We start from the raw sequence: 19,718 nt of genomic DNA, 5'->3' as shown, positions 1-19,718 counted from the left end.
CTTTGACAGCCTCACAAGCCCTGTGATACCTCTAGCCACTACGATATCGATACAATTCAATCGTCATGAGTGATTCGACTGCTCTGTATGCACGACGTTTTCCGGACGGCTCTGTAAGCCTGTATGTCGATGAGGCGTACGCACAGGATCGCGGTATCGACCCATCACAACTCGTACGGGTAGAAATTCCCCGAGAAATGTTTATTACCGGAACGATTCAGGATATTCGTGAATACGTGGCCCTTCAGCTTGAGCGACAGCCACAGACAGGTACGGCCTAACCGTGATATGGTTTTGCCTCCTCCTCACATGAAGCAGTAATTGACGCACCATGACAACCACATTGATTTCGCCGACGCTGACCGCAGACCTGATCGAAGAGACCATTGCCGGCTTGCCGATCCAGGGCCGTATTATCCTTCGACTTCTGTTGCTCCAATACCTGGATGTGACGCACGACGAAATTCTCTTCATGGTCGCCGATCGTCCTGACCCTCGTTGTGTCTCTGGGAAAAAGCCCGTCACCACGATGACACAGGATTCGATCACGGCAATGATCGATCGACGGAACGAGTACAGCCGACGAGCTCGACTTCGCCGGGAGAGGACCTGGCTGCAATGTGTTGCGCTTGAACATCTCGTGCAGATGGCCGATGCCTTGGCTGTTCGGGCGGAGACGCTGTTGCTCGCCCGGGGAGTGTCGGCAGAGACTCTTCATACGTTGAAGACACAGGCTCGTTCAGCCGTTCCATCGACCACACTCCGCCTGTTGGAAGAAGCCTGGAACAAGGATGAGATCACTCCCGATGAGTATCAGAACCATCGCCTTGTGGTTGACATGCAAACACAGCTTCGTTTTGCTGAGCGGTTTAAAAAACGCCTGACTCTCGCGGAACGGGAACGTCAATCGTCGGATTTCACCACGCTGCAGGATCATGAAATCGGTCATATTTGGGGAATTCCAGCCAGCACGCTTGCCGCCCGCAAGGTAAAGTTCCTGGCCCAGTACCTCCTGGCCATCCAAGCCAAACGTTCCGGGTCAGCCCTTCACACGGGCGGGAATCTAGTCCCGTCTCAGGATCTTTGGAAAGAAACAATGCAGGTACTTTCCCAGCGTCCCATTGAGCGCTCGATTCCGACGTATGACGGGCTTGAAGGAACTGAGACCGCGTTACTCGAAAAACTCACGGCGTATGCAGTCCTCGGCATATCGGAAGCAATCGAGACGAAGCTTTGGAACTCGCTCGTCTTTGGGGCCAGTTCAAATGCGATGCATACTGAAATCACCAGGACGCTGTTCGGACTGCAGCGGTTGATCGCCATACAAAAGGACGTTGATCGCAGTCCTGACGCATTGGACGAACTTTTACTTGCCCGATCACGACCGACTTCTAAAGAATCTGAACCAGCTTTACGAGAGCGAGACGCGGGGCACGGAGAGCTCACGGACTTGCAACGCCAGATTCTACATAACTTTATCGGAGAAGACGTCAGCGGAAGATTCTCTGACAAGTGGTAAATATTCTTCCTTGCCAATCTAAAGTCATTCGGTATAATTGCCTTCGATGAAGGTCACCCCCCTCTCTCAGGTCAATCGTATGTTGGTAGCCACGATTCGCGGTTGTTTTTTCTCATACATCCTGCTCATCGCGATTACCATCGGTGCGGCCACGCCGGTATTCGCTGGGGGTCTCATCGAAATCGCCGAACTCTTGGCACATCCCGAGCAGTATGATCACCTGGATGTCATGGTCACCGGGAAAGTGATGAACGTGCAGCTAGCCACGAATCGTCAAGGACAGCCGGCCTATGGGTTTTTGCTCCAAGATCCCGCCGGCACCCTGAAGGTCGTAAGTCTGGGGCAGGTGGAGGTCCATGAAGGCGATCAGGTGATCGTTGAAGGTGTCTTCAGCCGTCTCCGCCAGGTAGGTCGCAAAATCGTCTATAACGAGATCAAGGCCCTCTCTGTCAGGCCGTTGACCCGCATGAATCCAGATCTCGTCGGCTGACCACGGCCGCGGTGCCGTTCGGCGCGTACGTGATCCAGCTCCACCACGTGGTCTTCCCCTCAGCGAGGCAGTTGAAGAATCCAGCTCAACAGTTTGTCTGACACGCGATCGGGGAGCAGGTAGGCCATAAGCGCACGCAACTTGGCATCCTTACCAACCAGATACCGCGTTTTAGGCGAGCGTGCGGTCAGCGCCTCTTCCACGACCTTCGCAACCACTTCGGCGGGGATCGCCCTCTGGGCGGCCTCCTTGACCACCCGTCTCACTTCAGCGACCACCGGATCATAGAGTATCCGCATTTCATGAGAGAGTGACGCCTCTCGGCGGTTGGCATCACTCGTGGTCTTGTCCCAGATCGGCGTCGTAATCGCACCCGGTTCGATGATCGACACATGGATACCCCATTGCTGAACTTCCAAGCGGAGCGCATCCGTGATCGCTTCCAGCGCATATTTCGATGCGGAATATGGTCCCATGAGCGGCATCGTCGAGAGACCAGCAATAGACCCCATATTGATGATTCGCCCCCGAGCCTGTCGTATGAGCGGAAGAAACCTTTGCGTGACCGCAACCTGTCCGATGACGTTGACTTCGAGCTGTTGTCTGAGGTCTGGAATGGGAACAGCTTCTAAGGGAGCGACCACCGCAATCCCAGCGTTATTGATCAAGCCAGATAATCCCTTGCTCCCCGTAGCTTTTGACACTAATGCATGAGCGCTGTGGATGGTCGAAGGATCTGTGACATCGAGCGCAATCGGCACCAAGCGATCTGAGCCAATTTTTTGAAGGGCCAGCCCGTCCTCTAGCCTTCGCACGCCGGCAAACACGCTGAAACCCAATCGATCAAGATGCAGCGCACAGGCCGCTCCGATGCCCGTCGACGCTCCCGTGATGACCACCGCCTGATTGCGTTCGCTCGTCATATAACTCTCTCAAAAATCAACGAGAGAACCATACTGGGTTTCGAGTGCCTTCGTCCACACATTGCGAATCGTTTCCCTACACAATCAGTAGACATAGATCTTCCTGTTCGGCTATTATCGAATCTTTCTCAGTCTTACGTGGCGGTGTAGCTCAGTTGGCAGAGCAGCGGACTCATAAGCCGCGGGTCGGCCGTTCAATCCGGCCCACCGCCACCAACCCAACCCTCGGTTGCCCCGTGTTCTATTCATTGTCTTATCGTGACTAGTGCGCATAGGTACGATCCCCAAGCGCCTAGTTGTTTACTGCTGACGCATGCTGTAGAGAGCCGTTCCTTCCCGGACCATGATGCACCCCCAACTCCGACAGGCCTACCAGCGAGAGATGACCGCAGCCGCTGAGCTGTACGAGGCCGGCCATCTGAGGCCTGCATTTACGCACCTTGAGCGTGCTCATATCCTTGGGCAATCCTTCCCGATCGCCCATGCGCGAGCCCACTGGTGGATGCTGAAAGTTGGATGGAAATGCCGAGACGTCGTTGAGATTAGTGGTCAGATTCCGAGGATCCTTGGATCGCTGCTGTTCTCACAGATTTGGGTGCCGGTAGGCAATACCGGTGGCTCCCGTGTTCCCCCGTTCAAGTCGATGACAATTCCCGATGACCTTCAAATCCTTTTGGACAAGTACGGACGAGGCGCAAAGGCCGATTAACCCACATCCCTTACTCCTCCCGCAATCCCTCCACGATCGGTTGTCGGGCTGCCCACCTCGCTGGGAAATACCCCGCCACAAACGTGGCCACTCCTGCCAACGAGACCGCCTGGATCAGCGATCCGATAGGAATAATCATCTGGATCGTCCAGCCAAATGATTGTCGATTGATGACCTTAATCAATAAGAGCGAGAGCAAGCCACCTCCGATCAGTCCCAAGACAATGCCAACCGCACCGAGGTACGCTGCCTCCCATAGCACCAGCTGATGAATTTGTGTCGAGCTGCCACCAATGGCACGCAACGTCGAAAACTCCCGGCGCCGTTCGAGAACGGAGGTGATCAGCGTATTCACGATCCCGAGCATAGCGATCACAACCGCGATGGCCTCCAGGACATACGTCAATAGGAATGTCCGATCAAAGATCTCAAGAATCTCTTTCCGTAGTTCGATATTACTGATGACTAGCGGTGGAAGACTGCCATTGGCGGAGGTACTCAACCGTGTGGTCATTCGCGCCCTCACGGCATCGAGATTCGTTCCATCCCGCAGATACACTGGAAATACCGTGACGAGGTCATCGTGCCAAAGTGATTGGTACAGGGCCCGGTCCATAAGCAGTTTCCCACCGTCAGTCGAATAGTCATAAAACACGGCCACGATTGGAAATCGTCGAACACCACTCGGCGTGATGACTTCGAGCATCGAGCCTTCTTCAACTCCCAATCTGTTCGCCAACACCTCCGACACGAGTAGCCCACCGATCTCAGCGGCACGATTGAGCGACTCGGACGAATCACCGCTTCGCACCAGATACCGGCTCCATTGCGCATGCAACCGGAGATCGCGTGAAACGACCGCGACGCGCTGGCCGTTCACCTCTATACGCACATCACGATAACTATCGACTGCGGCAACATCGGGATCGGAGGCCAAGATGCCCAGCCACGATGCAGGTAAGCTCCGGCCGACAGTTCCTATTTCCGTTCCGCGCAACCACATCGAGGGAGCAACGACAAGATCAGCCAGCACCGTGTCCGTGACCCAAACTTCCACGGTATGGCGAAAACTCCGCACCATCACGAGCACCCCGATCATGATCGCGAGTCCCACCATGAAGGCAGAGACGGTGACCCCATTCCGTCCTGGATTGCGAGCGGCATGCTCCACCGCAATCCCTCTCATCACACCCGACACGACAGGTTCCCGATCCGTATATTGCCGTCTGTGCACTCCGGAGACACAGATCGGAGCCAAACAGGCCAATCCCGCCAATAGACACAATGTTGCCGCGTACCCCAAAAGCGGAACCCCTCCAATAGGCCCAGCCCAACTCAGGAGTCCAGCCCCCATGAGCAACACCACACCCATAACGGCGAGAGTTCCGACACGTAGCTGTTGGCTGGCCTCATAGTCACCTGGGGCGAGAGCCTTGACCGGCGTGGTTCGGCTCGCATCCAAACTGGGACCGATGGCCCCGATCATGGAGACTCCACATCCAATCAGGATTCCTTCGATCACAATCCCTCCTACGAACTCCGTCCGGAGCAGACTGCTCGCGCCGATTCCGACCGGAACATAGAGGTCTGAAATGGTCCGACTCAGGAGTATGATCAGTTCGTGAGCCAACACGATGCCTGCTGCGCTTCCGAACACTCCGCCCATGAACCCATAGAGTGCGGCCTCCAGCAGAAAGAGAACGGCAATCCGAGACTGACTCATCCCGATCGCCCGATAGATACCGATTTCACGTCTACGCTGGGCGACAGCAAATGCCATCGTGTTGTATATCAGGAACATCCCAACCAACAGGCCAACCCAACTCAAAACGGTCAAGTTCATGCGGAACGCACCGAGCATTTGTTCAACTTGACTGGTCCGATTGGCAGGCCGCTCGACAATCACATGGGGAGGGAGGACCATTTTTATCCGCTCTCCCACGTCTTCAATGGACAGATTTGTGTCGGTAACAATATCAAGCCGATCAACTTTTCCCACCAGACCAAATGCGATCTGTGCGGCCGCAATGTCCATGAGGGCCATCCGTTCCCAGGAGGAACTCCGATCTGACTCCCCGTGAAGGATCCCGACAACTCGGAACTGAAGGCGCCCGGTTCCGACTAAGAGATCGATGTCATCCCCGGCGATAAGCTGCCACTCATTCGCCAATGCCGCGCCCAAGAACAGGGCCTGTGGATCGACCATGCGCATGAGCTGGCCTTCTGTCTCTGGCTGATCCACCTGGAAGCCTCGCCTCTGGAGTTCGTCCAACACGTCAAGCCCCAGGACTTGGATGGCTTCGCCAGGTTGATTGTCATGCATCCGCACGGCTGTTTGGATAATCACTGGGGATGCCGATATCACACCGGGAACCATTCGTACAGAGGTAACAACCTGCTCATCGAGTCCCGTGTCATCCCCGGCGACTTCCAACGTGGTCGGACCGGCCACCGTGAGCACAGCCTGTTCAAATGAACGGAGCACATCAATATTCGCGGTTCGTACGGCGACAGAGGCTGACACGCCTAAGGAGACACCGACAATGGTGAGCAGCGTCCGTAACGGCCACTGTCGGAGATGGGAGAGGAGGATAAGGACGACAACCTTGATAAATGTGAGCATTGCCTTGGAGAACACCAGATCCTACGGCAATGGACGCATTTGGCACAGCCTGTAGGGGATGAAGTGGATCGGATCTCTGCGCATATCGGTCATTTCGTTTACAGAATTTCCATCATTTGCTACACTTCAAACGAATATGGAGAAGGAGCCCCGATGACTAAGCACAAATGTGTCGCCCCAGCTCGATCGAAACGGACCGTTCGCCGATCCAAGACCACACCACACATTACCCCTCGGCAACGTGAGATCCTGCGCCTCGTCGCTCTCGGCCATACCAATCGAGAAATTGCCGGGTCCCTGAAGATCAGTGTCCGAACGGTTGAGGTGCATCGGTTCAATTTGATGCATCGGCTTGATGTTCGAAACGTCGCACAACTTCTGCGTCAAGCCCTCCAGCAGAAGCTGTTGCCTCGCAATTTCACCGGTAAGTAGCGTCAGAGTTCGTTAAGCCGTCCTCGGCATTCCTGAATCGACTGGTATCCTTTCCTTCTCAAGACCACGCTCAGTTCTGCTTCAAGCCGGCCAAAGACGTCCAACCCTTCCTCAACTAACACTGTACCGATTTGAACAGCCGAAGCGCCGCACAAGAAATGTTCGAATGCGTCGATTCCCTCAACAATTCCTCCGGTACCGATGATGGGCATGTCCCCCTTAAAGAACTTAAAGAAGGCTCGGACATTGGCCAATGCCACCGGTTTAATCATTCGCCCACCCACCCCACCAAATCCGCCTTTCGGCTTAATGACCACCGTTTCTCGCTCCGGGTCCACCACCAATCCATTCCCCACCGAATTGATCAAACTGAGAAAGTCGACACCACATCGACCAAGCACCGTCCCCATGACCTGATGATGCGCCGGGTCAAAGTACGGGGGCAGCTTGACTCCCATCGGCACCGTCACTTTTGGTCGGACCCTCTTGAGGAGGCGCTCAGAAGCGTCTGGATCGTAACCAATCTGAGGCTTGCCGGGAATATTCGGGCAAGAAAGATTCACCTCAATGAGGTCCGGACCGACTGCATTGATGTATTCAGCAATCGTGGGGAAATCGTCCTCCCCAAGTCCAGCCACACTCGCGATGATGGGCTTCCCGAAGCGTTTGAGGTGAGGAATTAATTCCGCATAGGCTTTATATCCAAGGTTCGGCAACCCCATCGAATTAATGGATCCACCAAGAAACCCGTAATACCGTGGCTCAGGATTGCCTTGGCGTGCTTCGATCGTCATCGACTTGGTGACGATCGCCCCGGCACCGGACCGGCCCAGTGCTTCAAGTTCATCCTGCGTCACGCACAGTGCCCCAGCTGCGTTCATGAAGCAGCTCGGAAATGTAACACCGGCGATCGTCGTCGATAGGTTCATCATAAAACGACCACGCCGGCTTGTCGGGGCGTGCGGGAGATCAATTGTCCATCCCGCATAGCCCACGTATAGTCCCCAGCTTGCGCTGCCTGTGTGCTGTGAGTCACCAAGAGAACCGTGTGTCCTCCTGAGGTCGCCAGATCCCGAATGAGTGCCATGATCTCTGCTCCATGATGGGAATCGAGATTGCCCGTGGGTTCATCGGCCAGGAGGAGACGAGGCCGATGGACCAACGCTCTCGCAATCGCAACACGTTGTTGTTCCCCGCCGGAGAGTTCCGCAGGCCTATGGAGCCGCCTATGGGCCATCCCCACTCGTTCCAATAGTTCGTCGACTCGCTTCCTAACCTCCCGTCCTTCATCTCCCCGTAACATCAGGGGCAATGCGATGTTTTCTTCCGCCGTTAATCCATGAACAAGGTGAAAGGCTTGAAAGACAATACCGATTGTTTCACGTCGGATCCTGGTCCATTCATAACTGGTCAGCTGTGTCGTTGACCGTCCATCGAGTACGATTTCTCCTGAGGTGGGGTTATCCAAACCAGCCACGAGGTTAAGCAGCGTACTTTTTCCACATCCACTCGGCCCGACAAATGTACAAAACTCTCCGTATTGAATTTCCAAATTCACGTCCTGCAATGCCGAAACCATGGCTTGACCGCGTGCATGGGTTTTATATAAATGTCTCAGCCTGACCATTCGGTTGCTCACTCCGGACCGACGACCCCTGATCAATCTACATGTTCGCATTCCTATAGCACAACGAATCAAAAAGCGACAACCTTGACAGCCGATAGGACTTCGCCATAAAGAGATGGTCCGGACGGAAGAGATGAGGTCGGGTGATGGGCCGCTGTATCGCAGACTGGATGCCAGGACTCGTACGCCGTACGATTCGATTTGTGCTGCCGGTTCATTGTTCGATCTGCGGTTCCTCCCTGACCGATGATCCGACTCCTCATTTTTGTACCGATTGCTGGCGCACGATCGTACTGATGCCTCCCGTCCGATGCTCACGGTGCGACCGTCCATTTCCGTCAGCCATCGCCACTGCCTACAGTCCTTACCACATGTGCCAATCATGCCTCATGCGTCCACCTTCGTACACGAGAGCATGGACTCTCTACCCCTACACCTCACCCCTCCGTGACGCCATCTGTCTATTCAAGTATCGAGGCAAGGTGTCATTGGCATCGGCTCTTGGGGCGCTGATGACCCAGCAACTCCCGTTCCTCGATCGTGTGGATGTGATCATACCGGTTCCCTTGCACGCTGAAAGACTTCGTCAACGAGAATTTAATCAATCGTTGCTCCTCGCTGATCAGATCGGACGCGCACTGGGCATTTCTGTCTCGTACACCAACCTCATACGCACAACCCCCTCTCCTCCCCAAACTTCCCTCACCAAACAGAATCGCTTCAAGAACCTACGTGGAGCATTCGCGTTGCGCTTTCCTGATGAGATCATGAAGAAACGGGTTCTTCTCATCGACGATGTCTTCACAACCGGTACGACCGTCAACGAGTGTGCGAAGTCATTGCGCAAGGCGGGTTCATCCGATGTCCTGGTACTCACATTAGGTCGAACTCTGGATCATGATCTCATTCCAGATCGTGTTCCTGTTCCACACCGACACCCTTTCGAACCGTTCGGAGTCTAAATCCGTGCCGATATACGAATACCGCTGCCAGCAATGCCATCGACGAAGTTCTATTCTAACCCTAACCGTTGGGCCTCCCGGTTCGGCTCGGTGTCGCCACTGCGACAGCCCAAACATGGACCGGCTCCTGTCCAGATTTTCTTCTCCAAAGTCGGAAGACGCGAGGCTTGAATCACTGATGGATCCAAGCGAGCTTGGTCATCTCGATGAGAATGACCCAACGAGCGTTGCTCGGTTTATGAAGGAAATGGGACAGGAAATGGGGGAAGATGTGAGTGACCTAGAAGAAGCTATGACGACCAAGCCTCACGGAGGTGAGGAATCGACCGACCATACCGACAGTCTTTGACATACACTGTCATATATTTTCGCTTGACATTTGTACGATGACCTCTAGAATGTCCATAAGTACTGGAGGGTAGCGTGGTTCTCACCGGTCCAGTTGTAATGCAGAATCATGCGGAGCTCCCCAAAAAGCGAACTGATGACGGCGACAGAAACATGCCGTTACCTCAAGATCACGCAGCGCACGCTCTACCGGTATCTCCGAAGCCGACAGATTCCAGCCTTCAAACTGGGAAAAGAGTGGCGATTTGTGCGTTCAGACTTAGAGCAATGGATACGAGACCGAACCAGATCTTCCACCGGCTCCTAAATTAGGTTGTCCAGATGTTCGCTGGTGAGTACCTCTGCAAGCTTGATGACAAGGGACGCTTCATCGTTCCCTCACCTATTCGTGAACAAATTGAGGCCGATGGCGAAACGGTGATGTTTCTCAAGGGACCGGAGCAATCCTTATTGATCTATTCAACGAAGGAATGGGAGAAGGTCCTCGAACGAACCCGGACCTCGTTAGATGAGGACCAGAGTCGCCTTTTCATGCATTGCGTGGTTTCAGAGGCCGGCCCATCCGACATCGATAAGACTGGGCGGATCTTGATCCCAAGCCGCTTGCGGAAGCTCGTCCCGGTTGATGAAGATCAGGAAATCATCCTCGTCGGCCTCTATCACAGAATGGAAATCTGGAACCCAAGCGACTGGCGTCGGTATATTGCCCGTACGGAAGATCGGTACGAGCAAAACATGGCAAAGATCCAAAACCTCCTATAGCCCGAGCACATGTCATCGAGCCAACTCCCCCATCATGATCGCACAACAATTTTTCCATCTCGGACCATCTCCCATCGACGCGGGAAAAGGCTTTCCGCTCCTTCAATCACTCGACCGTCCATACGGCATCCGAGAGTAGCGGTCGAATCAGACCGGTTGCCCTCAACCACCGCCATGGGGAAAACATGGTACCCGTCGGGTGTCACCTCAAACGAACTCACTGTCACTCTACCGATCCCGCCCAGCATCAACCATCAGTACGCAACCGTGAACGGACGCCGTGTGCTTTCCTCTGCGGGGCGAGCCTACAAAACACAGGTAGGGCACCAGGTATGGTTAGTCTTAGTACGATCCCCGTTCAAGATCACGCTACGAGATCGACTCCTCTCTGAACCATTGGTCATCTCAATTAAATTTTTCTTTGCCTCCTCGTTGCGCCGTGATCTCGATGGAGGTCTCAAAATCACTCAAGATGCCGTCTGCGAGGGGCTCGGTATCAACGATAATCGCATCGTCGAAACCCATCTATACAAGCACGTGGATAAGGTGAGCCCTCGTATTGAGCTCTCGCTTTCCACCCTTCCTCCCTCGCCCACGTTACCTTAGCAACGGGCATCCTCGCTCTCCAGCTACAGTTTTCGTTCCTTCTGACCGATCTATAAGAGCCTTACTTTCATGTCATGGAGCCCACATATCCTGCTCTAACGATGACATCCCAGCGCATCTCAATCTCTGATCTGCAAATTGGCATGTATGTCTCCGCGTTAGATCTTCCTTGGTATCGCAGTCCGTTTCTTCGTCATTCTTTTTTTGTGGAACGCGACACTCAAATCGACAAATTGGTTCAAGCAGGGGTCCGAACCGTCACGATCGATCTCACCCGTGGACTTGCTCCACACTCACGGGAGAACGACACTGCACTATCGTCGTCCACAGCCCAGTCTTCACCCGCTCCGATTGTGAAACAGGTCAAACCTTTAGCGCAGTTGACCGAAGAATTGAGGAAGGCCAAACTCGCCAAGCAGCAACTGACCCTGGCGGTCCAGTCCGTGTTCACGACCATATCCAAAACCGGCACAGTCAATTCCCAGCAAGCCGCCGAAGCGGTCCAAGAAATCACCATCGTCACTCGAACCCTCACACCCTCTGCTCTTTTTATGGCGCTGAGTCAGAGTCAACCTGGGGAATCGATGCTCAACCAACATGCCCTGACGACGTGCACGCTTTCTCTCGTCCTTGGCCAAGCATATCAATTCAATCCTCTGGAACTGCAGGAACTTGCCACCGCCGCATTGTTACACGACGTCGGGCTCTTGCAGATCAAACCCACTATCTGGCATCGTATCCATTCACTGTCCGGCCTTTCTCAGGCCGAGAAGTCTGAATTTGAGAGTCACCCAAATCGAGGGATGCGTGCGCTACAAGGACAAGGTGGGTTTGACGCTTCCATCCTCCATCTCATTGCCAATCATCACGCGTACCTTGACGACAGTGGGTACCCTCAAGAGGCCCGTGGGGAGTTTACCTCCGATCGCACTCGGATTCTTATGGTCGTCGACCGATACGATGAGTTACTCACAGGATTTGGAGGGTCCACTCCACTGACCTCGCATCAGACCTTTCAGCGTCTTTATCAGGAAGTGCAGAAAAGAAAACTCGACGAACGCATCGTGTCGACGTTCATCACCCTGATCGGAATCTATCCGATTCATAGCCACGTCCGACTCAATACACAAGAGGTGGCGGTCGTCACAGAACTCAATCAGACACAAGTACATCAACCGATCATCACCATCACGCATCGACCAGGCGGAAACGAGTATCCCAACCCCTTTGTCATTAACCTCGCTGAACAAGTCGATGCACACGAACCGAGGTCGATCGAAACCATCATCCAACTGAACAAGTAATGAACACTCCGGGAGCAGTTCCCTACTCGTAGCGCAATGCTTCGATAGGGTTCAGTCGAGCAGCTTTGTTGGCTGGATAAAGACCGAAAAACAGGCCGACGACGACGGAAAAGATAAAGGCAACCACCACGGCATCGGTCGAGATGATGGTTGGCCACCCGGCAATAATCGTGGTTAATCGAGCAGCGAGAATCCCACAGGCGATGCCTATCAATCCTCCGACCACACCAAGCGTCATCGCTTCGATCAGGAATTGCATCATGATGTGTACTCGTTTCGCTCCAACCGCCATCCGGATACCGATTTCCCTGGTCCGTTCAGTGACAGAGACCAGCAGAATATTCATGATTCCGATGCCACCGACTAGAAGCGAGACACATGCGATGACCATCAACATGATGGTCAGTGTTTCACTTGTCTCCTCCTGGACCATTCCCATCTCCACTTGCGTACGAATCGTGAAATCATCAGGGTCCCCACCTCTTACGCGGTGACGCAATCTCATCACTTGACGGATTTCCTCCGTCGCGTCTTGGAGATCCTCCATGCGTCCGGTGGACGCGTAGATACCCCCGACCGATCCGAGAAACATGCTTCCCAGGACTTTTCGCTCGGCGGTCGAAAACGGAATAACGACGACATCGTCCTGATCTGATCCATACAGTGACTGCCCCTTCGGCGATAAGACTCCAATCACCCGCAGTGGGACATTATTGATACGGATCAGTGCCCCTAGCGGCTCCTCTCCTGGTTCAAAAATTTCATTCACCACGGTCTGGCCGAGAATCGCTACAAGGGCAGCACTATCCATATCGGTCTGCGTAAATGGACCTCCACTGCTTAACCGCCAGTCTCGGATATGAAGATAATTCGTCGAAACTCCATAAACCGGGCTGTTACAGTTGCGATTCCCATGTACGATCTGTGTGATGTTTCTCATCGACCACCCGGTCTCGGTCAAGAGAGGAACTTTCTTCTTGAGCTCCATCGCATCCGCAACTGTCAAGCTCACAGCACTTCCCTGTGCGCCTCGTACCCCACCCACTCTCGTTGCGCTCGGCCAGATCATGATGACATTCGTACCGATTGAGGCAATTTGCTTCTGCACGGCCTGCTTCGCCCCCTCACCGATACTCACCATCGCGATAACTGCAGCCACACCAATCACGATCCCGAGCAACGTCAGACCTGCGCGTAGCCGATTTCGTCGAAGAATCCGCAGCGCCGTCACGATCGTCAGCCAAATGAACACCTACGCCTCCGTGGCTTGAACAGGATGCTTGGTGACCCGGTCACTCTGGATCCGACCATCTTTGATCATAATTTCTCGGGAGGCGAATGCCGCAACATCACTCTCATGAGTGACCAAGATTACCGTCATACCCTCCTGGTTCAGTTCCTTAAGAATGTCCATGATTTCTCGACTCGATTGTGTATCAAGATTCCCGGTTGGTTCATCCGCTAAGAGCAAGGAGGGGGTTGCGACCAATGCACGGGCAATCGCCACTCGCTGCTGCTGCCCGCCAGAAAGTTGCGTCGGGGAATGCCCTTCGCGACCGCGCAACCCGACACGTTGCAACGCCGCAGATGCGAGTGCCCGCTGCTCTCGCACGGAAAGTCCTCGGTAAAACAACGGCAATTGGGTGTTCTCCAACGCGCTGGTACGAGGAATTAGATTAAAACTCTGAAAGACAAACCCGATCTGCTGATTCCGAATCTCCGCCAACTGGTCTGAGCGAAGACCTCCTGTATCAATTCCGTTGAGCCAGTAATGCCCCTGACTCGGCTTATCGAGGCAACCGAGGATGTTCATCAGCGTCGACTTGCCTGATCCGCTTGATCCCATAATCGCGACAAACTCACCCTGGTCGATTGAGAGACTCAACCCTCGCAGCGCTTGTACTTCAACATCGCCGACTCGATAGACCTTCCACATGTCTTGGCAGACAATCAAGGAATTCACGAAAAGAGACCATGGTCGAAGAGACACTCAGCCACTCTGGAGAGTTGCCCATGCCCCCATCGAAGCAGCCCATACTGACATCTCCTCACAGATTCCTCGATCGTGTGCATGCCTCATCGGGAATATGAACGCCGCTTGCTTCCGAAACCAGGCGGCAACTCATTTCTCCTCTCCTCTCCTGACGACTGCTCAAGACCAATAACCACCATATCGCCCTCCGTCAGACCTCCAGATACAATTTCCGTCGCCACACCATCCGAAATCCCCGTTTGAACCGGAATCTGCGCAAGGTTTTCATTCTCTGTTAACTTCCAGACGCCTTTCTGTGTCCGCCCTTCATCGCTCTTCAATATTGAACCTCCTGCGACAACACTCGCCGTTGCTCCATTGACCTCAGGATGCTCCCTCTCTAACAGTGGAGGTCTGAACCGAAGCGCCGCGTTAGGGACTTTCAGCGCTTTGTCATTCTGGGCTACGATGATCGACACATTGGCAGTCATGCCGGGCTTAAGCCGGAGATCTGTATTATCCACACCGACCACCACATTATAGGTCACCACATTCTGTACGTTGATGGGTGCAAGGCGAACTTGTCGAATAGTGCCGGTAAAAGACTCACCGGGGTAGGCATCCACCGTAAAGACGGCTTCTTGCCCCTCTGTCATTCCGCCGATGTCCGACTCACTCACATTGGTATTGACCTGCATGTTGGTGAGATCAAGAGCGATCAGAAAAAGGTTCGGCGTGGCGAAACTTGCCGCGACCGTTTGCCCTACCTCGACATTACGCGCCACAACGATCCCATCGATGGGTGATCGAATCACGGTATATTTTAATTCCTGTTCAGCCGCGCTCAACGCCGCCGTGGCTTGCTTGACCTGCGCCTCGGCAACCCGCAACTGTGCTTCCGCACTCTGATAACTTGTCAGTGCAACATCCACGTCGTTTTGCGCCACGAATTGCTGTGGCAAGAGGGACTGCACTCGCTCGAGTTCCCGTTTTCGCTGAGCAAGATCAGCCTTAGATCGTGCCACGTTGGAGCGTGCCACATCCAAATTGCTGGCGGCTTGTTCGCGGCGTGCTTTAAACGGTTCCGCATCGATGACTGCAACGGTTTCCCCGGCCTTCACTCGTGAATTGAAATCAACGTGGAGCGCCTTAATCATTCCCGATACTTGCGTCCCCACCTCTACTAGCACAACAGGATTGATCGTTCCGGTCGCACTGACGGTAGAAATTACTGAACCTCGTTCAACGGCTGCCGTTCGGTAGTGTACCGGGACCTTGCGTTCCCCATTAAAAAAGACATACCCGCCGATGGCCAACCCGATGGCTAACATACTGATAATTAATGCAATACGTCTCATATGCGTGATACACCACCCTTGAACGATACATCCATCCTATCAAGAACACGGGAGAGAATCACCTCTGCATCGGCAGGAACTGACACCCCTGGTCGTCTCTGTCTTGGGTTAGCCTACCATGGCTTCAATGGGAGACCAAGGAATGAGAAACCTTCCCAAAGGAAAGAATGGGTTGCCAGACAGTTTGAAGCGAGCTTGTAGATCTACCTGGCGAGAAATCGTTCCAGAAACGTCGTCGACACGTGACCCTTCTGAAAGTCGGGATCCTCAAGAATCCGACGATGCAATGGGATGGTCGTCTTGATGCCTTCGATGGTGAATTCACCCAGCGCACGTTTCATACGTGCCATGGACTCCTGCCGATCACGGCCGTGTGTAATCAGCTTGGCGATCATCGAGTCGTAATACGGCACGACCGTCGAGCCTGATTCCATAGCAGAGTCAACACGAACGCCAAACCCTCCAGGTGGACTATACCTCGTGATCGTGCCGGGAGACGGTGTGAATTTCTCAGGGTCTTCGGCGTTAATACGACACTCGAGACTATGGCCAGTGAGCACCACATCTTGCTGTCGTATCGCCAGTGGATGACCTGCGGCAAGACGGATCTGTTCTTTGATGAGATCAATCCCCGTCACCATCTCTGTGATCGGATGCTCAACCTGAATCCGAGTGTTGACTTCCATAAAGTAGAAATTCTTGTCCTTATCGAGCATAAATTCGACCGTTCCAACATTTCGATACTGGGCTGCCTTGACGGCTTCAATCGCAACCCGTCCCATTTCTCGACGAAGCTTATCATCGACGACAGGTGACGGGGTTTCCTCGACAAGTTTCTGATGTCGGCGTTGAATCGAGCAGTCCCGTTCTCCTAAATGGACCACTCGGCCGTGCTGGTCGGCCATGATTTGCACTTCAATATGTCGCGGTTCTAAAAAATAGCGCTCAAGGTAGACGCCATCATTGCCAAACGTCGACTTCGCCTCAGCCTGAGCAGCCTGAAACGCTCGACCTAGGTCCTCGACTCGGCTGACGACACGCATCCCCCGACCGCCTCCTCCAGCGGAGGCCTTAATGATGACGGGGAAGCCTATTTGCTTGGCAGCCTGCAATGCCTCTTCCTCACTACGCAACTCCCCCTGGCTGCCTGGTGTGACAGGAAGCCCTCGTTTCGCCACGATCTCCCGTGCCTTCGCCTTATCCCCCAGCAGGGCGATATTCTCGGAACTGGGACCGATAAATTTAATGCCGATAGACTCACAAACTTCTGCAAAATGAGCGTTTTCAGAAAGGAATCCATATCCAGGATGTATCGCATCGACTCCCATGATCTCAGCAGCACTAAGGACGTTGGGAATATTCCGGTAGCTTAAGGACGAATCGGCAGGCCCAACACACACCTTTGCGTCAGCCGCTCGAACGTGCAAACTCAATGCATCCGCTTCTGAGTGAATGGCAACCGTCTCGATACCAAGCTCTTTGCACGCGCGGATGACTCGCAGTGCGATTTCCCCGCGATTAGCGACTAATACTCTCTTGAACACGAGTTAGCTCCGACACACGGGTGAGGATTGACGTGAGAACAACCTACTTACACAGCTTTGGGGTCGATGAGAAAAAGCGCCTGACCGTATTCCACGGGTTTGGTATTCTCAACCAGGACCTTCACGATACGGCCATCCACTTCGGACTCAATCTCATTCATCAGCTTCATGGCTTCAACAATGCACAGCACTTGGCCCTTCTTGACCGAATCCCCCTCTTCAACATACGCGTCGGCGTCAGGAGAAGGCGATCGATAGAACGTGCCGACAATTGGTGAGGTGACCGTGAGGAAACCAATAGCCGCTTCAGGGACTGCAGTCGTACTTGAAGCGGAATGCGTTGTTTGTTGTGGCGAGGCTGGAATCGACTCGTGGAGCAAGGTTGTGGTGGCCTTAACAGAAGCCTCGTGACGGACACGGATGCGGGTCCCGTGGCATTCAAACTCAAGCTCGGTCAGGTTGTTCCGGCGGAGCAGATCGATCAGTTCTTGAATTTGCTTACTGGAACCTCCCGTCAGTGAGGCCTCAGGGATCGGCTCTCTCGTGATCTCAGGCATCACAATCCGGCGAGCCTTGACTTTTGATCGACGACGTTTCACCGGACTCGCTCCACATAGGACCTTGTGCGCGTGTCAATCCGGATTGTAGTTCCAACCTCCAGGTACAAGGGCACTTTGATCGTAGCTCCCGTTTCAACGACTGCCGGCTTCGTCCCACCAGATGCCGTATCTCCGCGCACTCCTGGTTCCGCATCAACCACCTTCAACTCAATAAAATTTGGCAACTCGACAGCGATGGGACGATGCTCATAGATAAGAATCTTCACAACCATATTTTCCTTGAGCAGATCCGCATTCTCCCCCAACTGATTCTTTTCAAAGGTAAGCTGCTCATAAGATTCTGTATCCATCAGCGTATAGGACTCACCGGATGCATAGAGAAACTGCATGTCCCGCTCTTCGAGGTCAGGTTCTTCAAATCGTTCGCCCGATCGAAACGTTCGGTCCAATACGTTCCCAGACAGGTAACTCTTCAATTTGGTACGAACAAACGCCCCGCCCTTACCAGGCTTGACATGTTGAAAATCAACAATATGGAAAGGTTCGCCTTCAACCATCAACCGGACGCCGCTACGAAAATCAACCGTGGAAATCACTCTTCACTCCCTTCGATTACACACTCATCATTCAGTGATTGCATGACTGAAAACGAGGTCTATATAGGAGCCGCACGATGGCTTCCTGGAAACCCCTTCGCTCCAGTATCAGCGATGTGTTCATACAATCCCCTGAGCGCCAGCCGATATCCATTGGAGCCAAAACCGGCGATCTGTCCTAACACGACTCCTGACACGTATGAATGCTGTCTAAACTCCTCCCGTCGATAAATATTTGATAGGTGAACCTCAACGGTTGGGAGATTCACGGCCGCGAGAGCATCTCGTATGGCGACACTCGTATGGGTATAGGCCGCCGGATTGATGATGATGCCATGATACCCATGGCGCGCCTCCTGAACCCAGTTGACCAATTCCCCTTCCAGATTCGATTGGTGGATGACAAGCTCGACTCCGAGCTCAACACTAAGCTTGTGAAGAGAGGTGTCGATCATCTCGAGCGTCTCGGTCCCGTAGATCGACTCTTCCCGACTGCCTAGTAGATTGAGGTTGGGACCATGTAGCACCAAAATCCGCAGCATGTTTCGTATGAAACCTCACCTACACACCACCACGTTGAACGAGGCATTCTAGCAGTCCCGATTCTAGGGGTCAAACCGTCGAGTCACGCAGAGGCTTTTGTGGGTGGGTAAGAAACGTGTTGGGAGTCACGGCGACGGGCCTGAACTGAACGGAGCCACTGCTCTAATTTCAGAACTACTGCGTTACTCCCTCGTTGGGAGTTCTCCAGACCGAAAGCCTTACGAGAACGGGAATGAGTACTAGTTTCTCCAAGAGATATGAGGTTGTTAGTCAGACCATCTGCTTCGTTGCCCGTGACCGATAGCGTACCACCTCTGGCTAAAGCTCGTGGCTCCCCGCTATCAGAATCCGAAGGACCGGTGTTCGTTCGTTGCTCAGGAGTCGGTCCCTCCGTCTTCGGAGCTCCTGATTGCAGCGGCATCTCGAGCCCAGCTCGTAAAGCCAACGCCTCTTGATCCTGTGGATGCAAGGCCAGAATGACATTGCAGGATTGGATCGCTGCATCAACCGCTCCCTGGGCGGCATACAGCTTGGCCAAGGTCCGATGAGCCCGTAGATTCTCAGGGCTCAGCTTTATGGCTTCTTCCAGAATCGCTTGGGCTTTCACAGGCTGATTCATGTGGTCGTAGGCACGACCGAGAGCCACCATGGCGGTGATAAAGCCCGGATAGACCTTCAATCCATCTTCAAGAACTGCCGCAGCCTCTTCCCACATGGCGGCTTTTCCATATTCCTCCGCCAAAGGGATAAACGCCTTGGACCCCGGCTCCTTGGCAAAGGCCAGCGCCAACCGGTCAATCTCAGCAGCGTTATTCACCTTTTTGGATCCGGAAGCCATTT

23 protein-coding genes and 1 tRNA gene are annotated in these 19,718 nt (G+C 53.7%); 12 read left to right on the top strand and 12 right to left on the bottom strand.

Features of this window, described 5'->3' with window-relative positions; all coding sequences use genetic code 11:
* The first annotated feature begins 65 nt into the window (after nt 1-65).
* Genes IPM58_03530 through IPM58_03520 form a run of 3 tightly spaced genes read left to right on the top strand, consistent with a single transcriptional unit; the run spans nt 66 to nt 2,009 of the window.
* Nucleotides 66-281 carry a hypothetical protein gene (locus IPM58_03530; protein ID MBK9306160.1) on the top strand — a complete coding sequence of 72 codons (216 nt, stop codon included), beginning with the start codon at nt 66-68 and terminating at the stop codon, nt 279-281.
* Nucleotides 282-331: 50 nt separating this feature from the next.
* Nucleotides 332-1,519, top strand: coding sequence for a hypothetical protein (locus tag IPM58_03525; GenBank protein MBK9306159.1), 1,188 nt, complete (start codon nt 332-334; stop codon nt 1,517-1,519).
* Nucleotides 1,520-1,565: 46 nt separating this feature from the next.
* Nucleotides 1,566-2,009: a hypothetical protein gene (locus tag IPM58_03520; protein MBK9306158.1), complete on the top strand. Its 444-nt coding sequence runs from the start codon at nt 1,566-1,568 to the stop codon at nt 2,007-2,009.
* 59 nt (nt 2,010-2,068) lie between these two features.
* Here the strand turns inward: IPM58_03520 and IPM58_03515 are convergent, their stop codons facing one another.
* Nucleotides 2,069-2,932 carry an SDR family oxidoreductase gene (locus tag IPM58_03515; protein ID MBK9306157.1) on the bottom strand — a complete coding sequence of 288 codons (864 nt, stop codon included), beginning with the start codon at nt 2,930-2,932 and terminating at the stop codon, nt 2,069-2,071.
* Between the two features lie 140 nt (nt 2,933-3,072).
* Between IPM58_03515 and IPM58_03510 the strand changes: the two genes are divergently transcribed.
* Nucleotides 3,073-3,148, top strand: a tRNA-Met gene (locus IPM58_03510).
* Between the two features lie 130 nt (nt 3,149-3,278).
* Nucleotides 3,279-3,641, top strand: coding sequence for a DUF3703 domain-containing protein (locus IPM58_03505; protein ID MBK9306156.1), 363 nt, complete (start codon nt 3,279-3,281; stop codon nt 3,639-3,641).
* A gap of 10 nt (nt 3,642-3,651) precedes the next feature.
* Here the strand turns inward: IPM58_03505 and IPM58_03500 are convergent, their stop codons facing one another.
* Nucleotides 3,652-6,264 (bottom strand): FtsX-like permease family protein, encoded by a 2,613-nt coding sequence (locus IPM58_03500; GenBank protein ID MBK9306155.1) that lies wholly within the window; start codon nt 6,262-6,264, stop codon nt 3,652-3,654.
* Here IPM58_03500 and IPM58_03495 point away from each other — a divergent pair.
* Nucleotides 6,220-6,696 (top strand): response regulator transcription factor, encoded by a 477-nt coding sequence (locus IPM58_03495; GenBank protein ID MBK9306154.1) that lies wholly within the window; start codon nt 6,220-6,222, stop codon nt 6,694-6,696. The two genes, IPM58_03500 and IPM58_03495, sit on opposite strands and share 45 nt — an antisense overlap.
* Before the next feature lie 2 nt (nt 6,697-6,698).
* On the opposite strand, the gene IPM58_03490 is transcribed toward IPM58_03495, so the two are convergent.
* Both IPM58_03490 and IPM58_03485 read right to left on the bottom strand, forming a co-directional pair.
* Nucleotides 6,699-7,625, bottom strand: coding sequence for a dihydroorotate oxidase (locus IPM58_03490; GenBank protein ID MBK9306153.1), 927 nt, complete (start codon nt 7,623-7,625; stop codon nt 6,699-6,701).
* Complete coding sequence (locus tag IPM58_03485) at nt 7,625-8,323, bottom strand: ABC transporter ATP-binding protein (protein MBK9306152.1); 699 nt, start codon at nt 8,321-8,323, stop codon at nt 7,625-7,627. Before IPM58_03485 ends, IPM58_03490 begins: the two co-directional genes overlap by 1 nt.
* 146 nt (nt 8,324-8,469) lie before the next feature.
* Between IPM58_03485 and IPM58_03480 the strand changes: the two genes are divergently transcribed.
* The 6 genes from IPM58_03480 (at nt 8,470) to IPM58_03455 (ending at nt 12,305) form a co-directional block, all read left to right on the top strand.
* Nucleotides 8,470-9,285, top strand: a complete 816-nt coding sequence (locus IPM58_03480) for a ComF family protein (protein ID MBK9306151.1) — start codon at nt 8,470-8,472, stop codon at nt 9,283-9,285.
* 4 nt (nt 9,286-9,289) lie between these two features.
* Nucleotides 9,290-9,634 (top strand): zinc ribbon domain-containing protein, encoded by a 345-nt coding sequence (locus tag IPM58_03475; protein MBK9306150.1) that lies wholly within the window; start codon nt 9,290-9,292, stop codon nt 9,632-9,634.
* A 135-nt stretch (nt 9,635-9,769) separates the two neighbouring features.
* Nucleotides 9,770-9,940 carry a helix-turn-helix domain-containing protein gene (locus IPM58_03470; protein ID MBK9306149.1) on the top strand — a complete coding sequence of 57 codons (171 nt, stop codon included), beginning with the start codon at nt 9,770-9,772 and terminating at the stop codon, nt 9,938-9,940.
* A gap of 14 nt (nt 9,941-9,954) precedes the next feature.
* Entirely contained in the window at nt 9,955-10,395 is a 441-nt protein-coding gene (locus IPM58_03465; GenBank protein ID MBK9306148.1) for a hypothetical protein, read from the top strand.
* Between the two features lie 174 nt (nt 10,396-10,569).
* Nucleotides 10,570-11,001 carry a RusA family crossover junction endodeoxyribonuclease gene (locus IPM58_03460; GenBank protein MBK9306147.1) on the top strand — a complete coding sequence of 144 codons (432 nt, stop codon included), beginning with the start codon at nt 10,570-10,572 and terminating at the stop codon, nt 10,999-11,001.
* A 143-nt stretch (nt 11,002-11,144) separates the two neighbouring features.
* Nucleotides 11,145-12,305 carry a DUF3391 domain-containing protein gene (locus tag IPM58_03455; protein ID MBK9306146.1) on the top strand — a complete coding sequence of 387 codons (1,161 nt, stop codon included), beginning with the start codon at nt 11,145-11,147 and terminating at the stop codon, nt 12,303-12,305.
* 22 nt (nt 12,306-12,327) lie between these two features.
* Here IPM58_03455 and IPM58_03450 read toward each other — a convergent pair whose 3' ends face one another.
* From IPM58_03450 to IPM58_03415, 8 genes are all read right to left on the bottom strand, one after another.
* A complete protein-coding gene (locus tag IPM58_03450; GenBank protein MBK9306145.1) occupies nt 12,328-13,557 on the bottom strand; it encodes an ABC transporter permease in 1,230 nt (409 codons plus the stop codon).
* Nucleotides 13,558-14,241: an ABC transporter ATP-binding protein gene (locus IPM58_03445; protein MBK9306144.1), complete on the bottom strand. Its 684-nt coding sequence runs from the start codon at nt 14,239-14,241 to the stop codon at nt 13,558-13,560. It lies immediately after the preceding gene.
* Between the two features lie 140 nt (nt 14,242-14,381).
* Entirely contained in the window at nt 14,382-15,635 is a 1,254-nt protein-coding gene (locus IPM58_03440) for an efflux RND transporter periplasmic adaptor subunit (GenBank protein ID MBK9306143.1), read from the bottom strand.
* A gap of 203 nt (nt 15,636-15,838) precedes the next feature.
* Nucleotides 15,839-17,179 carry an acetyl-CoA carboxylase biotin carboxylase subunit gene (gene accC, locus IPM58_03435; protein MBK9306142.1) on the bottom strand — a complete coding sequence of 447 codons (1,341 nt, stop codon included), beginning with the start codon at nt 17,177-17,179 and terminating at the stop codon, nt 15,839-15,841.
* A gap of 47 nt (nt 17,180-17,226) precedes the next feature.
* On the bottom strand, nt 17,227-17,736 hold the full coding sequence (gene accB / locus IPM58_03430; GenBank protein ID MBK9306141.1) for an acetyl-CoA carboxylase biotin carboxyl carrier protein: 510 nt from the start codon (nt 17,734-17,736) through the stop codon (nt 17,227-17,229).
* Nucleotides 17,737-17,774: 38 nt separating this feature from the next.
* Nucleotides 17,775-18,335: an elongation factor P gene (gene efp, locus IPM58_03425; GenBank protein ID MBK9306140.1), complete on the bottom strand. Its 561-nt coding sequence runs from the start codon at nt 18,333-18,335 to the stop codon at nt 17,775-17,777.
* A 59-nt stretch (nt 18,336-18,394) separates the two neighbouring features.
* Nucleotides 18,395-18,874 carry a type II 3-dehydroquinate dehydratase gene (aroQ, locus tag IPM58_03420; GenBank protein MBK9306139.1) on the bottom strand — a complete coding sequence of 160 codons (480 nt, stop codon included), beginning with the start codon at nt 18,872-18,874 and terminating at the stop codon, nt 18,395-18,397.
* 86 nt (nt 18,875-18,960) lie between these two features.
* Entirely contained in the window at nt 18,961-19,716 is a 756-nt protein-coding gene (locus tag IPM58_03415) for a tetratricopeptide repeat protein (protein ID MBK9306138.1), read from the bottom strand.
* Nucleotides 19,717-19,718 lie beyond the last annotated feature (2 nt).

Origin of the sequence: Nitrospira sp. (assembly GCA_016715825.1) — a bacterium.
Classification (GTDB): domain Bacteria; phylum Nitrospirota; class Nitrospiria; order Nitrospirales; family Nitrospiraceae; genus Nitrospira_D.
Note: the sequence above shows the minus strand (reverse complement) of the source record. Positions and strands in the feature narration are given on the sequence as shown.